The organism is Streptomyces sp. NPDC006430 (assembly GCF_040612395.1).
In the GTDB taxonomy this organism is placed as follows: Bacteria; Actinomycetota; Actinomycetes; order Streptomycetales; family Streptomycetaceae; genus Streptomyces.
On the sequence record NZ_JBEXQA010000002.1, the window covers coordinates 138,220 to 151,834 of the forward strand.

The following is a 13,615-nucleotide window of genomic DNA, read 5'->3' on the forward strand; positions in this document are numbered from 1 at the left end:
TGTCACAGGCCTGTCACAGCGGCCCCCGCCCGCGTTCTCCTGCACCCGACTGTCGAACTCCCAACGGCCGATGGGACAGAATGAGCCCGTGCCTTTCCTGTTGCTGATCGAGGACGACGACGCCATCCGCACGGCCCTCGAACTCTCCCTGTCTCGCCAGGGCCACCGTGTGGCCACTGCGGCGACGGGCGAGGACGGCCTGAAACTGCTGCGCGAGCAGCGGCCGGACCTGATCGTGCTGGACGTGATGCTGCCCGGGATCGACGGCTTCGAGGTGTGCCGGCGCATCCGCCGCACCGACCAGCTGCCGATCATCCTGCTCACCGCGCGCAGCGACGACATCGACGTGGTGGTGGGCCTGGAGTCGGGCGCCGACGACTACGTCGTCAAGCCGGTCCAGGGCCGGGTGCTCGACGCCCGGATCCGCGCCGTGCTGCGTCGCGGGGAGCGGGAGGCCAGCGACTCCGCGGTCTTCGGGTCCCTGGTCATCGACCGGGCCGCGATGACGGTCACGAAGAACGGCGAGGACCTCCAGCTGACGCCGACCGAGCTGCGGCTGCTGCTGGAGCTCAGTCGCCGGCCCGGTCAGGCGCTCTCCCGGCAGCAGCTGTTGCGGCTGGTCTGGGAGCACGACTACCTCGGCGACTCCCGGCTCGTGGACGCCTGCGTGCAACGGCTGCGCGCCAAGGTCGAGGAAGTTCCGTCCTCGCCGACCCTCATCCGAACCGTCCGTGGTGTCGGCTACCGCCTGGACTCGCCGCAGTGATCAAAGCCCTTTTCGCGGGCCGGCGCTGGACCAGCCTGCGGCTGCGGCTCCTGATGGTGTTCTCCCTGGTCGCGCTGACCGCTGCGGTCTCCGCGTCCGGGATCGCGTACTGGCTCAACCGCGAGGCGGTGCTCACCCGCACCCAGGACGCGGCCCTCGGTGACTTCCGCCAGGAGATGCAGAACCGGGCCGCGGCGCTGCCCGCCGACCCGACGCCCGAGGAGATGCAGCGCACCGCCGAGCTGATGGCGGGCAGCAGCCCCGGTTACAGCGTGCTGCTGGTCGACGAGCGCAAGGACCACCGCAAGGTGTTCGGCGCGGCCGGTCCCGACTCCTTCGGGCTGGACGACGTACCGGCCTCGCTGCAGCGCGCGGTGAACGACCGGCAGAAGGCGACGGCGGCGAACGACGCCGAGTACCACGTGTACTGGCAGCGGACGAAGCCCCGCGGCAATCCGTACCTGGTGGGCGGTACGCGCATCGTGGGCGGCGGGCCGACCGGCTACATGTACAAGTCCCTCGCACAGGAACGGGACGACCTCAACGCGCTGGGCTGGTCGCTGACCATCGCCACCGGTCTCGCGCTGCTCGGGTCCGCGCTGCTGGCGCAGGCGGCGGCCCGTACCGTGCTCAAGCCCGTGCAGCGGCTCGGGGATGCGGCGCGGCGCCTGGGCGAGGGGGAGTTGGACCACCGGCTGGACGTGTCGGGGACCGACGAACTCGCCGATCTGTCGCACACGTTCAACAAGACGGCGGAGGCGCTGGAGAAGAAGGTCGCGGACATGAGCGCGCGGGAGGAGGCCAGCCGGCGCTTCGTCGCGGACATGTCGCACGAACTGCGCACCCCGCTGACGGCGCTGACGGCGGTCGCCGAGGTGTTGGAGGAGGAGGTCGACGACCTCGATCCGATGATCGCACCGGCAGTGGGCCTGGTGGTCAGCGAGACCCGGCGGCTGAACGACCTGGTGGAGAACCTAATGGAGGTCACCCGCTTCGACGCGGGGACGGCGCGGCTGGTGCTGGACGACGTGGACGTCGCCGACCAGGTGACGGCCTGCATCGACGCACGGGCGTGGCTCGACGCGGTCGAACTGGATGCCGAGCGGGGCATCGTGGCGCGGCTGGACCCGCGCCGGCTCGACGTCATCCTCGCCAACCTGATCGGCAACGCGCTCAAGCACGGCGGCTCGCCGGTGCGGGTGTCGGTGGTCGTCGAGGACGAGTGGCTGGTGATCGCGGTCCAGGACAACGGGCCGGGCATCCCGGAGGAAGTGCTGCCGCACGTCTTCGACCGGTTCTACAAGGCGAGCGCCTCGCGCCCGAAGTCCGACGGCAGCGGGTTGGGCCTGTCGATCGCGATGGAGAACGCACACATCCACGGCGGTGACATCAGCGCCGCCAACGGGCCGGAAGGCGGTGCGCTGTTCACGCTGCGGCTGCCGGTGGACGTGGGGAAGGTGATCGCCGGTGAGGCGGATGCGTAGGGCCCTGCCGGGCGCGGTGCTGCTGGTGCTCCTGACGTCGGCCTGCGGTATCCGGGCGACGACCGTGCCGGTGGACGTGGGTGCGGCGCCGTCGCGGGTGTCGTGCGACACGCCGGCGCAGCAGGGCGGTGTCCAGGGCTTCCGGGCCACGGTGGAACTGGTGTGCGGATCGCAGCTGGTGGGTGTGGAACGGGTTGTTCCGATACCGGAGAAGAAGCCGGCCAAGGAACCCGTCGCGCTCGTGGCCGAGGCGCTGCTGGAGGCACTGGAGCGGGAGCCGTCGGCCGAAGAACGCGACGCGGGCTTCACCACGGGGGTTCCGAACGGGCTGACCGTCGCGCCGAGCCGGGCCGGTGACCCGGCCGGGACGATACGCCTCAGCCGCAAGCCGGAGGATCTGCCGCCGGTGGCGTTGTCGCAGCTGGTGTGCACGCTCGCCGGGAGCGAAGCCGTCTCCGCGGGCCCCGGACCGGTCGTCCTGGGCGGCCCGGACGCGGACCCGCCGCGGACGTGGGAGTGCACTGAGGCCGTCCGCTCCCGCCCGGAGTCGGTGCCGACCCTGGGCGACGTGGTCCGTCCGACCCCCTCGCCCTCGCCCACCCGCTGACCCGGAAGCCGGGCCGCCGTGCAGCGGCGTTCGCCGCCGGACCCCGGACCCCGGGCCCCGTACGACGACGGCCCCCGAGCCTGAGCTCGGGGGCCGATGGTCCACGGGGCAGGGCCAGCGCTGGTCACCGGAAAGTTCACCGGTCACCGGCAAGGCTTTCCGGCCACAGCGCTAGATGCCGGCTGCTGCCGCGAGGTCCTTCTTGATCGCGTCCAGGACCTCCTGGCCGCGGGTGCGGGCCGGGGCGAGGTCCGCGGCCTCCTCCACGGGGACCACGACCTCCAGGTAGCACTTCAGCTTCGGCTCCGTGCCCGACGGGCGCACGATCACCCGGGCCTCGTACTCGCCCTCCAGGTAGTAGCGCAGACCGTCCGTCGGGGGCAGCGACTCCGTGCCCCGGGACAGGTCCTCGGCCGACGTCACGCGCAGGCCCGCCAGCGACACCGGCGGCTGCGCCCGCAGCTGCGCCATCGCCGCAGCGATGACCGACAGGTCCGAGACGCGGACCGACAGCTGGTCGGTGGCGTGCAGGCCGTGCTCCATCGCCAGGTCGTCCAACAGGTCGACCAGGGTGCGGCCCTGCTCCTTGAGCTCCGAGGCCAGCTCCGCGACCAGCAGGGCGGCGGTGATGCCGTCCTTGTCACGGACGCCCTCGGGGTCCACGCAGTAGCCGAGCGCCTCCTCGTAGCCGTAGCGCAGGCCCTCCACGCGGGCGATCCACTTGAAGCCGGTGAGGGTCTCCTCGTAGCCGATGCCCGCCGCCTGCGCGATCCGCCCCAGCAGGGACGAGGAGACGATGGACTCGGCGAAGACGCTGTTCCTGTCACCACCCGACACGCCCTTGTGGACCAGGTGGGCGGCGAGCAGCGCGCCGACCTCGTCGCCGCGCAGCATCCGCCAACCGTTCGAGGCCGCACCGTCCGGGACGGCGACCGCGCAGCGGTCCGCGTCCGGGTCGTTCGCGATCACGATGTCCGGGAGCACCTCGGCGGCCTTGGCGAAGGCCAGGTCCATGGCGCCCGGCTCCTCCGGGTTGGGGAAGGCCACCGTCGGGAAGGCCGGGTCCGGCTCCGCCTGCTCGGCGACGAGCACCGGCGCCGGGAAGCCGTGCCGGGCGAAGGCCGCCATCACGACGTCCTTGCCGACCCCGTGCATGGCCGTGTAGACGGTCCGCACGCCCCGGGGGGAACCGGGGGTCAGGACGGCGTCCGTACGGGCCAGATAGGCCTCCAGGACCTCCTCGCCGAGGTCCTCCCAGCCGGACTCCGGACGCGGGACGGAGGCGAGCGCCGTCACGCGGGCGATCTGCGCGGCGATCTCCGTGTCCGCGGGGGACACGATCTGCGAACCGTCGCCGAGGTAGACCTTGTAGCCGTTGTCCCGGGGCGGGTTGTGGCTCGCGGTCACCTCGACGCCGGCGACGGCACCCAGGTGCCGTATGGCGTACGCGAGCACGGGCGTGGGCAGGGGGCGGGGCAGGACGGCCGCGCGCAGTCCCGCGCCGGTCATCACGGCGGCGGTGTCACGGGCGAAGTCCGCGGACTTGTACCGCGCGTCGTAGCCGACGACGACCAGGCCGCCGGTGTGGCCCTCGGCCTTCAGGTGGGCCGCCAGGCCCGCCGCGGCCCGGATGACCACGGAGCGGTTCATCCGCATCGGGCCGGCGCCGATCTCGCCGCGCAGTCCGGCGGTGCCGAACTGGAGGGTGCCGGAGAACCGGTCCGCGAGTTCCGCCGAGTCGCCCGACTCGATGAGCGCGGCGAGCTCGGCCGCGGTCTCCGGGTCCGGGTCCTCCGCCAGCCAGGCCTGGGCCCGGGTGATCAGGTCGTCCTGTTCCTGCACTACTTCCGCCTTCTCTCGTACGGTGCCGGTGTCTCAGATGCGGGCGAGGACCTGGGTCAGCAGCTTGCCCATGCGCGCGGCCGAGTCGCGGCCGGCCTGGAGCACCTCTTCGTGGTTGAGCGGTTCGCCGGAGATGCCCGCCGCCAGGTTCGTGACCAGGGAGATGCCGAGCACCTCGGCGCCGGCCTCGCGGGCGGCGATGGCCTCCAGCACCGTGGACATGCCGACCAGGTCGGCGCCCATGACGCGGATCATGTTGATCTCGGCCGGGGTCTCGTAGTGCGGGCCGGGGAACTGGACGTAGACGCCCTCTTCGAGGGTCTCGTCGATCTCCTTGCACATCGCGCGCAGGCGCGGCGAGTACAGGTCGGTCAGGTCCACGAAGTTCGCGCCGACGATCGGCGAGGTGGCCGTCAGGTTGAGGTGGTCGCTGATCAGGACGGGCTGGCCGGGCGTCATGCCCTCGCGCAGACCGCCGCAGCCGTTGGTCAGGACGACGGTCTTGCAGCCCGCGGCGACGGCGGTGCGCACGCCGTGGGCGACGGCGGCGACGCCGCGGCCCTCGTAGTAGTGGGTCCGGCCGAGGAAGAGCAGCGCCCGCTTGTCGCCGATCTTGTACGAGCGGATCTTGCCGCCGTGGCCCTCGACGGCGGGCGGCGGGAAGCCGGGCAGCTCGGTGACCGGGAACTCGGCCTCGGGCGCGCCCAGCGCCTCGGCTGCGGGAGCCCAGCCGGAGCCCATGACGAGGGCGACATCGTGGGATTCGACGCCGGTGAGCTCGCGCAGGCGGGCGGCTGCGGCGGTGGCGTCGGCGAAGGGGTCGGTAACAGATGCGTTCACGCCGACGAGCGTAACCGGTCATTGCCTACGCGCGTAGATGACTCAGCTCACGGTGTTCGGATCGTTGCCTTGTCGTTTCCGCCGAATCGTCCCGGAGGACCCTGAAGGCCCGAAGGCCCGAAGGCCCGAGGGCCCGAAGGCCCGAGGGCCCGGGAGGCCCGAGGGCCCGGGAGGCCCGAGGGCCCGGGAGGCCCGGGAGGCCCGGGAGGCCCGGGAGGCCCGGGAGGCCCGGGAGGCCCGGTGGGCCTCAGCAGGGGCGCTTGCGCAGTTCCATCACGTAGTCGTGCGGTGCGCCCGCCGAGTCGGCCGCGTCAGCGATCTCGCCGAGGTAGCGCGCCGAGGGCAGGCCGCCCTCGTAGCCGTTCAGCACGTAGCACCAGGCCGCCTCCTCGCCGTCGAGCGTGTGGACGCGGATGCGCATCCGGCGGTAGATGTCGAGCCCGACGCCCTCCCACCGGTCCATCGAGTCCTCGTCCAGCGGGGCGATGTCGTAGAGGGCGACGAACACCTGGTGGCGGGGGGCTTCGACGATCGTCGCCAGGGCGCCCTCCCACCCCATCTGCTCACCGCCGAAGGTCAGCCGCCAGTCATTGATCCAGCCCGTGCCGCGCAGCGGCGAATGCGGAGCGCGGCGCGTCATCAGCCGCGGGTCGAGGTTGCCGGCGTACGCGGCGTAGAGCGACATGAGGTCGAGGGTACGGGAGGGGCGGGGATGGCGCCCTGCCCGGCCCGTGCCCGGATGGCCGGACCGGGGGAGAAGCACCTTGAAGCGTGCGGGACAATGGAGCACGGAATGCATCCCCCGGGGAGACCCCCGGAAGCCCCGGCCGGGGCGGCAGCCGGCCGGGTAGACGTGAGGCGGAGTTTTCGTGACCCGGATCGTGATCATCGGCGGCGGACCCGGCGGGTATGAGGCGGCCCTGGTGGGGGCCCAGCTCGGCGCGGAGGTGACCGTCGTCGACTGCGACGGCCTCGGCGGAGCATCGGTCCTGACCGACTGCGTACCTTCCAAGACCCTCATCGCGACCGCCGAGGTCATGACGACCTTCGACTCGTCGTACGAGGAGCTCGGCATCGTCGTCGCGGACGACACCCCGCCCCTGGAGCAGGCCGCGCGCGTCGTCGGCGTGGACCTCGGCAAGGTGAACCGGCGCGTCAAGCGCCTCGCCCTCGCCCAGTCGCACGACATCACCGCCTCGGTCACCCGGGCGGGCGCACGCGTGCTGCGCGGACGCGGCAAGCTCGGCGGCCCGCAGGGCATCGACGGCACCCGTGACGTCATCGTCACCGCCGCCGACGGCACGGAGACGATCCTCACCGCCGAGGCCGTGCTCATCGCCACCGGCGGTCACCCCCGGGAGATCCCGGACGCGATGCCCGACGGCGAGCGCATCCTGAACTGGACCCAGGTCTACGACCTGGACGAGCTCCCCGAGGAGCTCATCGTGGTCGGCTCGGGCGTCACCGGTGCGGAGTTCGCCGGCGCCTACCAGGCCCTCGGGTCCCGGGTGACGCTGGTCTCCTCCCGCGACCGAGTGCTGCCGGGCGAGGACCCGGACGCCGCCGCCGTCCTGGAGGACGTCTTCCGCCGCCGCGGCATGAACGTCATCGGCCGCTCCCGCGCCGAGTCCGCCAAACGGGTCGGCGACCGGGTCGAGGTCACCCTTTCCGACGGCCGGGTCATCACGGGCACCCACTGCCTCATGGCGGTCGGCGCGATCCCGAACACCAAGGACATGAACCTGGAGGAGTCCGGGGTCCGGCTCAAGGAGTCCGGCCACATCTGGACCGACAAGGTCTCCCGTACGTCCGCGCCCGGCGTGTACGCGGCCGGTGACGTGACCGGCGTGTTCGCGCTGGCCTCGGTGGCCGCCATGCAGGGGCGCATCGCGATGTACCACTTCCTCGGCGACGCCGTGGCCCCGCTGAACCTCAAGACGGTCTCCTCCAACGTCTTCACCGACCCGGAGATCGCCACCGTCGGCTACACCCAGGCGGACGTGGACGCGGGCAAGATCGACGCCCGCGTGGTCAAGCTCCCCCTGCTGCGCAACCCGCGCGCCAAGATGCAGGGCATCCGGGACGGCTTCGTGAAGATGTTCTGCCGCCCGGGCACCGGCATCGTCGTCGGCGGTGTGGTCGTCTCCCCGCGCGCGAGCGAGCTGATCCACCCGATCTCGATCGCGGTCGACAACAACCTGACCGTCGAGCAGATCGCAAACGCGTTCACCGTGTACCCCTCGCTGTCGGGTTCGATCGCCGAGGTGGCACGCCAGCTGCACACGCGCAAGACGGCCGGCGAGGCGTAGGGGCGGTCACCGCCCCACGTCGGACGGGGACTTGGGGCGGGGCGGCGGAGGGTGGAGAGACGTTCACTCAGCCGTTCGGCTGCGTATACCACTAGTCGCCCCACTTTATGGACAACTTCGGTATTTCGCCGCAAGGAGCTGAAACCAGACGGTCGCCCGGGTTACTGTCAGTTTCGTGTTCGCTGCAGAACGTCGTCAATTGATCCTCGAAATGGTGCGGGCCAACGGAGCGGTATCGCTCCGGGAGCTCGCCCGCGTCGTCCAGACCTCCGAAGTGACCGTACGGCGGGACGTGCGGGCGCTGGAGGCAGAAGGACTCCTCGACCGCCGGCACGGCGGTGCGGTCTTGCCGGGCGGTTTCACGCGGGAGTCCGGCTTTCCGCAAAAGTCCCATCTCGCCACGGCGGAGAAGACCGCCATCGCCGACGTGGCCGCCGGCCTCGTCGAAGAGGGCGAGGCCGTCGTAGTCGGCGCGGGCACCACCACCCAGGAGCTGGCCCGCCGGCTCGCCCGGGTGCCCGGACTGACCGTCGTCACCAACTCGCTGCTGGTCGCCCAGGCGCTGGCCCACGCCAACCGGGTGGAGGTGGTGATGACCGGTGGCACCCTGCGCGGGTCCAACTACGCCCTCGTCGGCAGTGGCGCCGAGCAGTCCCTCCAGGGGCTCCGGGTCTCCCGCGCCTTCCTCTCCGGCAGCGGCCTGACCGCCGAGCGCGGGCTGTCCACGTCCAACATGCTGTCCGCGAGCGTGGACCGTGCGCTGGTCCAGGCGGCGGCGGAGGTCGTCGTCCTGGCGGACCACACGAAGCTCGGCACGGACACCATGTTCCAGACGGTGCCGACGGACGTGATGACCCGCCTGGTGACGGACGAGCCGCCACCGCACGACGACCGCGCGGCCACGGAGCTCCAGGCCCTGGCGGACCAGGGCGTCCAGATCACCGTGGCCGGTTCCGTCGCCTCCGCAGCGGCGGACGGCATACAGGGCCGTCGGCCGCGGCGGGAGTCCCCCCTTCCCGTGCAACGACGCGGCGGCCCGACGGCCCAGCTCCGCAGCGCCTCCCCCCTGTCGGACCAGGGGGAGCGGGAGCGGGCGAGGGTGGCGGACATGCGGCGGCGGTAGTTCCGCCGGGAGTGCAGATGCCCCACCGGGCGTGCCCGGTGGGGCATCTGTGTCATTCGGTGCTGTCGAGCCACCGTCGGGCGGCGGCGCGAGACTCCGGATAACCGATCTCGGAGGTGCTGAGATAGCGGGCGAATCTCCGGAGGACCTCTGAACGGTCCGGTGATGTCACCACCACCGTGCCGATCGCAAATTGCGATGTGGTGCCGCAGCACAACACGCTTCCGTCACGCGACAGCGCGAGGAACTCCGGGCGTCCATGGGCGCTGCCGAGAAGTCCGGCCGCGCCCTTTCCCATGAGGTCCCAGGAGGGCTGCAGTGTCACGCAGATCCATTGGGACGGGCCTTCTTCGCCGAGCGGTTGAAGCGCGATGAAGAAGGTCGGATCGTCTTCCTCGAAAAGTCCGTTCGTGATCGAGAGGCGGTACCAGTCGGAATTCGCCTTCTCATGGAGGAGCGGGTCCTCCACGTCCACCCAGGATTCGCTTCGGGTGTCTCCAGGGAGGCAGCTCACCATCTGACCCGCGACTGCAGGAGGGATTGCTCCTGCGGGGATGACGGCTGTCTTCTGTACGGACAGGCCCGCCATGGCGAGTTGCACTTCCCACTCCGACTGCTCAGGCATTCCCTTTCCTATCGTCGTCGGGCTGGCCCGGAGCGGCCTGTGAATGCGCCAGGCAGTGTGCCCCAGGGATAATGATGCACCGCGTTGTAATCATGCCCGAGCACGTAGCCGATGTTGCCGTGCCGGTCGACGAGAACTCTGGTCAAGGTGTTGTTCGCGGTGGTCTTGCCCGCTTCTCCCACCCTTGTGTAAATAGTCGCGCCGACCCACCTGGCGGCCCTGCCGGGGGTGTCCCGGCGTCGCGTATAGGTATCCAGTCGCCGCTGGATATGCGCTGGTCGATCGCGCCGCTTCGGATCGCGTCCACGGTGTCGTGAACCTCCTGGGGGATGGACCGCTCCTCCACTTCCTTCGGGTGGTAAGGGTCCTTCTTGAAGGCCGGAGACTCGACCTTCTTCCCGTCGCCCTTGCCGCAGTTGTGGACCAGGACGGGAGTGGAGCCCGCCAGCACGTAGTAGGTGTGCTCGCTGGCGACAGTGAGGTTGCGGACCTTCTGGTGCTGGGTCCAGCGCTTGACCTCGGTCACCTGTACCCAGGTACCGGACGAGGTCTGGAGCCACTGGCCGGCTGTGAGATCGGTCGCCTTCAGCCACTTGTCCAGGCTCGGCGCCCAGAACGGGTGGCCGTCCGTGGCGGTCAGCTTCTCGGACGCGTCGCCGTGTGCGCCATCGGTATCGATCGTGATCTCGACGAGGTTTTTCTGACCCTCACCGAAGATCTGTGCGACGACCGGCTGAGCAGCGGTGGCGCCGGACTCCGGGTTGGTGGCGACGTCCTCAATGGGCTTGGAGGAGCCGTCGGCCATCAGGACCTTGGTGCCGGGGACGAAGCTGTTGCAGGCAGGAGCTGTCGTCTCGGTCCCGCCGCTGTCGGTGTCCTTGCTCGCCGCTGCTTCCTCCTCCAGTTTTCTCGCTCGTTCGGCGGCTTCCTCTATCTGCCGTTTCCACTCGGCCAGGTCCTCGGCGTACTTCGCCCTCGCCTGCTGATAGCGCTCGACCCGCCTGAGGATGTCGCGTGCCAAAGAAAGCTTCTGCGACCAGCTGTTGAAGGCCTCCCAGGCCCGGTCCGGTGCCTTGATGATGCGCTTGGCGCGGCCCGCGAAGGGCAGCGCCGCGTCCAGGGCGAGGCCTGCGCAGGCGCCCCAGTCACCGCCCAGGCAGTCACGGATGTCGTTGTATCCCGATGCGTCTTTCGGGATGCCCATCGCGACTTCGAGCGCGATGTCCAGGGCGCTCTTGCCCTGGATCATGTTGGCCCAGGCTGCCTCGGCGTCCGTGAAGTCCTTGATCGGCATCGTGGGAGGCGCGATCGACAGACCACTGGGGTCGCTGAACGTCACCGGCGAGTTGTTCGCGTAGACGTAAGGGTTCTGCTGCTTGGGCTCGTTGAAGTCGACAACGGGGGCGACCGATGGGAACCGGCCGGTAGCCGTGTCGTGTTCCCCGGCCGTCAGCCGGCCGACGGCTCCGCCTTCGGCTCTCGCTCGGTGCCGAGAAGAGCTTCCTGGGCTACCCGCAGTCGGACGAGTACGACGGCCCCCGCGAGGACTTCTCGGGCGGCTACATCCGTCACAACCACACCACGGGCGTCAGCGTCGAGCACAAGACGGCCGACCGCACGGCCGACCTGCGCACCGACCTGGCGGGCGACTTCAACGGCGACGGCCGCGGCGACTTGGGCATGATGTACGACCACGGCAGCTGCAACACGGGCACCCACACCTTCTCGCGAAGGCGGACGGCACGTTCAACGCCTCCTTCGGCAGCTGGAGGTCCGGCAACGGCAACGGGTGCTGGAACGAGTCCAAGCACGTCACCGGTGACTTCAACGGGGACGGCCGCGACGACATCGCGATCACGTACAACTACTACGCCGGAGGCAGCGCGGTCTTCACCTTCAAGGGCGCACCGACCGCACCGACGGCGGGTTCGAACCCCCGCTGAAGAGCTGGGAGGCATCGCCCGGCACCTGGTGACCGCCGGGCGCCGCACATGACGTCGGCCCCCAGGACCCGAAAAGGGTCCTGGGGGCCGACTTCGTTCCTGCGACCTGCGGGATCAGTCCTTGATCTCGCAGATCGGGGCGCCCGAGGTGAGGCTCGCGCCGACCTCGGCCGCCAGGCCGACGATCGTGCCGGAGCGGTGCGCGTTCAGCGGCTGCTCCATCTTCATGGCCTCCAGTACGACGACGAGGTCGCCCTCGTTGACCTGCTGGCCCTCCTCGACCGCGACCTTGACGATCGTGCCCTGCATCGGAGAGGCGAGGGTGTCGCCGGAGGCGGCCGGGCCGGACTTCTTGGCGGCGCGGCGCTTGGGCTTGGCTCCACCGGCAGCGGCCGTACGGGCCAGGGTCATGCCCAGCGAGGACGGCAGCGAGACCTCCAGGCGCTTGCCGCCGACCTCGACGACGACCGTCTCGCGGCCCGGCTCCTCGTCGACGTCCTCGGCCGCGGGGGCCGTGAACGCCGGGATCTCGTTGACGAACTCGGTCTCGATCCAGCGGGTGTGGACGGTGAACGGGGTCCCGTCGACGGGCGCGAACGCGGGGTCGGCGACGACCGCGCGGTGGAAGGGGATGGCCGTGGCCATGCCCTCGACCTCGAACTCGCCCAGGGCGCGCGCGGCGCGCTGGAGGGCCTGCTCGCGGGTGGCGCCGGTGACGATCAGCTTGGCCAGCAGCGAGTCCCAGGCGGGGCCGATCACGCTGCCGGATTCCACGCCCGCGTCCAGGCGGACGCCGGGGCCGGAGGGGCCGGCGAACTTCGTGACGGTGCCCGGGGCCGGCAGGAAGCCGCGGCCTGGGTCCTCGCCGTTGATGCGGAACTCGAAGGAGTGGCCGCGCAGGACCGGGTCCCCGTAGCCGAGCTCCTCGCCGTCGGCGATGCGGAACATCTCGCGGACCAGGTCGATGCCGGTGACCTCTTCGGTGACCGGGTGCTCGACCTGGAGGCGGGTGTTGACCTCCAGGAAGGAGATCGTGCCGTCGGTGCCGACGAGGAACTCGACGGTGCCGGCGCCGACGTAGCCGGCTTCCTTCAGGATCGCCTTTGAAGCGGCGTACAGCTCCGCGTTCTGCGCCTCGGACAGGAACGGCGCGGGGGCCTCCTCCACCAGCTTCTGGTGGCGGCGCTGGAGCGAGCAGTCACGCGTGGAGACCACGACCACGTTGCCGTGGGAGTCGGCCAGGCACTGCGTTTCGACGTGCCGCGGCTTGTCGAGGTAGCGCTCGACGAAGCACTCGCCGCGCCCGAACGCGGCGACGGCCTCGCGGACCGCCGAGTCGTAGAGCTCGGGCACCTCTTCGAGGGTGCGGGCGACCTTCAGGCCGCGCCCGCCACCGCCGAAGGCGGCCTTGATCGCGATCGGCAGGCCGTGCTCCTTGGCGAACGCGACGACCTCCTCGGCCCCGGAGACCGGGTCCGGCGTACCGGCGACCAGCGGGGCGCCGGCGCGCTGCGCGATGTGCCGGGCGGCGACCTTGTCGCCGAGGTCGCGGATGGCCTGCGGCGGCGGGCCGATCCAGGTCAGGCCCGCGTCCAGGACGGCCTGCGCGAAGTCGGCGTTCTCGGAGAGGAAGCCGTATCCGGGATGGATGGCGTCCGCGCCGGAATCGGCTGCGGCCTGCAGGACCTTGGAAATGTCCAAGTAGCTGGCGGCCGGGGTGTCACCGCCCAACGCGAAAGCTTCGTCGGCCGCGCGGACGTGCAGAGCGTCCCGGTCCGGATCGGCGTAGACGGCTACGCTCGCGATTCCGGCATCCCGGCAGGCCCGAGCAACGCGGACAGCGATTTCGCCACGGTTGGCGATGAGCACCTTGCGCACGATGGCTCCCTCCTTGAAACAAGCTGAGTTTAGGGACAGCCCACACGGCGTTTCGACCCTTCCCTAGAGGTGACCTTGCCCACACGGAGTGTGATTCGAGTCCGCCTCAAGCGAGGAAAGCCCTTGTGGCGCCCCAGGTCAGGGGGATCCCCGACTGCACAGTAACCCCGTGTTGTATCCGAGGTCTCTGTCCGCCGG

The 13,615-nt window shown here is 70.7% G+C and carries 12 protein-coding genes; 6 read left to right on the forward strand and 6 right to left on the reverse strand.

The genetic code is table 11. The annotated features are described in order from the left end of the window. Nucleotides 1–88: 88 nt before the first annotated feature. The 3 genes from afsQ1 to ABZZ20_RS03715 are packed head-to-tail and all read left to right on the forward strand — an operon-like array spanning nucleotide 89 to nucleotide 2,857. The gene (gene afsQ1, locus ABZZ20_RS03705; protein ID WP_180291024.1) at nucleotides 89–766 is read left to right on the forward strand and encodes a two-component system response regulator AfsQ1; all 678 of its coding nucleotides are present in this window, start codon (nucleotides 89–91) and stop codon (nucleotides 764–766) included. Nucleotides 767–819: 53 nt separating this feature from the next. Beyond that, a complete protein-coding gene (locus ABZZ20_RS03710; protein ID WP_356867187.1) occupies nucleotides 820–2,250 on the forward strand; it encodes a HAMP domain-containing sensor histidine kinase in 1,431 nt (476 codons plus the stop codon). Beyond that, nucleotides 2,243–2,857 (forward strand): hypothetical protein, encoded by a 615-nt coding sequence (locus ABZZ20_RS03715; protein ID WP_356867189.1) that lies wholly within the window; start codon nucleotides 2,243–2,245, stop codon nucleotides 2,855–2,857. Before ABZZ20_RS03710 ends, ABZZ20_RS03715 begins: the two co-directional genes overlap by 8 nt. 171 nt (nucleotides 2,858–3,028) lie before the next feature. On the opposite strand, the gene ABZZ20_RS03720 is transcribed toward ABZZ20_RS03715, so the two are convergent. From ABZZ20_RS03720 to ABZZ20_RS03730, 3 genes are all read right to left on the reverse strand, one after another. Then, nucleotides 3,029–4,699, reverse strand: a complete 1,671-nt coding sequence (locus ABZZ20_RS03720; protein ID WP_356866372.1) for a phospho-sugar mutase — start codon at nucleotides 4,697–4,699, stop codon at nucleotides 3,029–3,031. A gap of 33 nt (nucleotides 4,700–4,732) precedes the next feature. Next, nucleotides 4,733–5,539, reverse strand: coding sequence for a purine-nucleoside phosphorylase (locus tag ABZZ20_RS03725; protein ID WP_356866374.1), 807 nt, complete (start codon nucleotides 5,537–5,539; stop codon nucleotides 4,733–4,735). A gap of 247 nt (nucleotides 5,540–5,786) precedes the next feature. Further along, a complete protein-coding gene (locus tag ABZZ20_RS03730) occupies nucleotides 5,787–6,224 on the reverse strand; it encodes a gamma-glutamylcyclotransferase (protein WP_356866376.1) in 438 nt (145 codons plus the stop codon). 184 nt (nucleotides 6,225–6,408) lie between these two features. Here ABZZ20_RS03730 and ABZZ20_RS03735 point away from each other — a divergent pair, with 184 nt between their 5' ends. Together ABZZ20_RS03735 and ABZZ20_RS03740 are read left to right on the forward strand one after the other, a co-directional pair. Then, the gene (locus ABZZ20_RS03735; protein WP_356866378.1) at nucleotides 6,409–7,848 is read left to right on the forward strand and encodes an NAD(P)H-quinone dehydrogenase; all 1,440 of its coding nucleotides are present in this window, start codon (nucleotides 6,409–6,411) and stop codon (nucleotides 7,846–7,848) included. Nucleotides 7,849–8,023: 175 nt separating this feature from the next. Then, nucleotides 8,024–8,971, forward strand: coding sequence for a DeoR/GlpR family DNA-binding transcription regulator (locus ABZZ20_RS03740; protein WP_356866380.1), 948 nt, complete (start codon nucleotides 8,024–8,026; stop codon nucleotides 8,969–8,971). Between the two features lie 52 nt (nucleotides 8,972–9,023). Here the strand turns inward: ABZZ20_RS03740 and ABZZ20_RS03745 are convergent, their stop codons facing one another. Together ABZZ20_RS03745 and ABZZ20_RS03750 are read right to left on the reverse strand one after the other, a co-directional pair. Further along, a complete protein-coding gene (locus ABZZ20_RS03745; RefSeq protein WP_356866382.1) occupies nucleotides 9,024–9,596 on the reverse strand; it encodes a hypothetical protein in 573 nt (190 codons plus the stop codon). Nucleotides 9,597–9,738: 142 nt separating this feature from the next. Further along, nucleotides 9,739–10,935 (reverse strand): polymorphic toxin-type HINT domain-containing protein, encoded by a 1,197-nt coding sequence (locus tag ABZZ20_RS03750; RefSeq protein ID WP_356866384.1) that lies wholly within the window; start codon nucleotides 10,933–10,935, stop codon nucleotides 9,739–9,741. A 91-nt stretch (nucleotides 10,936–11,026) separates the two neighbouring features. Between ABZZ20_RS03750 and ABZZ20_RS03755 the strand changes: the two genes are divergently transcribed. Continuing rightward, entirely contained in the window at nucleotides 11,027–11,539 is a 513-nt protein-coding gene (locus ABZZ20_RS03755; protein WP_356866386.1) for an FG-GAP repeat protein, read from the forward strand. Between the two features lie 114 nt (nucleotides 11,540–11,653). Here ABZZ20_RS03755 and ABZZ20_RS03760 read toward each other — a convergent pair whose 3' ends face one another. Further along, on the reverse strand, nucleotides 11,654–13,417 hold the full coding sequence (locus tag ABZZ20_RS03760; protein ID WP_356866388.1) for a biotin carboxylase N-terminal domain-containing protein: 1,764 nt from the start codon (nucleotides 13,415–13,417) through the stop codon (nucleotides 11,654–11,656). Nucleotides 13,418–13,615: the final 198 nt, after the last annotated feature.

What these genes read in the sequence shown, in the direction of transcription:
- ABZZ20_RS03710 (WP_356867187.1), top strand. Translation starts at nt 820, where the DNA reads ATGGTGTTCTCCCTGGTCGCGCTGACCGCTGCGGTCTCCGCGTCCGGG.
- ABZZ20_RS03715 (WP_356867189.1), top strand. Translation starts at nt 2,243, where the DNA reads ATGCGTAGGGCCCTGCCGGGCGCGGTGCTGCTGGTGCTCCTGACGTCG.
- ABZZ20_RS03730 (WP_356866376.1), bottom strand. Translation starts at nt 6,224, where the DNA reads ATGTCGCTCTACGCCGCGTACGCCGGCAACCTCGACCCGCGGCTGATG.
- ABZZ20_RS03745 (WP_356866382.1), bottom strand. Translation starts at nt 9,596, where the DNA reads ATGCCTGAGCAGTCGGAGTGGGAAGTGCAACTCGCCATGGCGGGCCTG.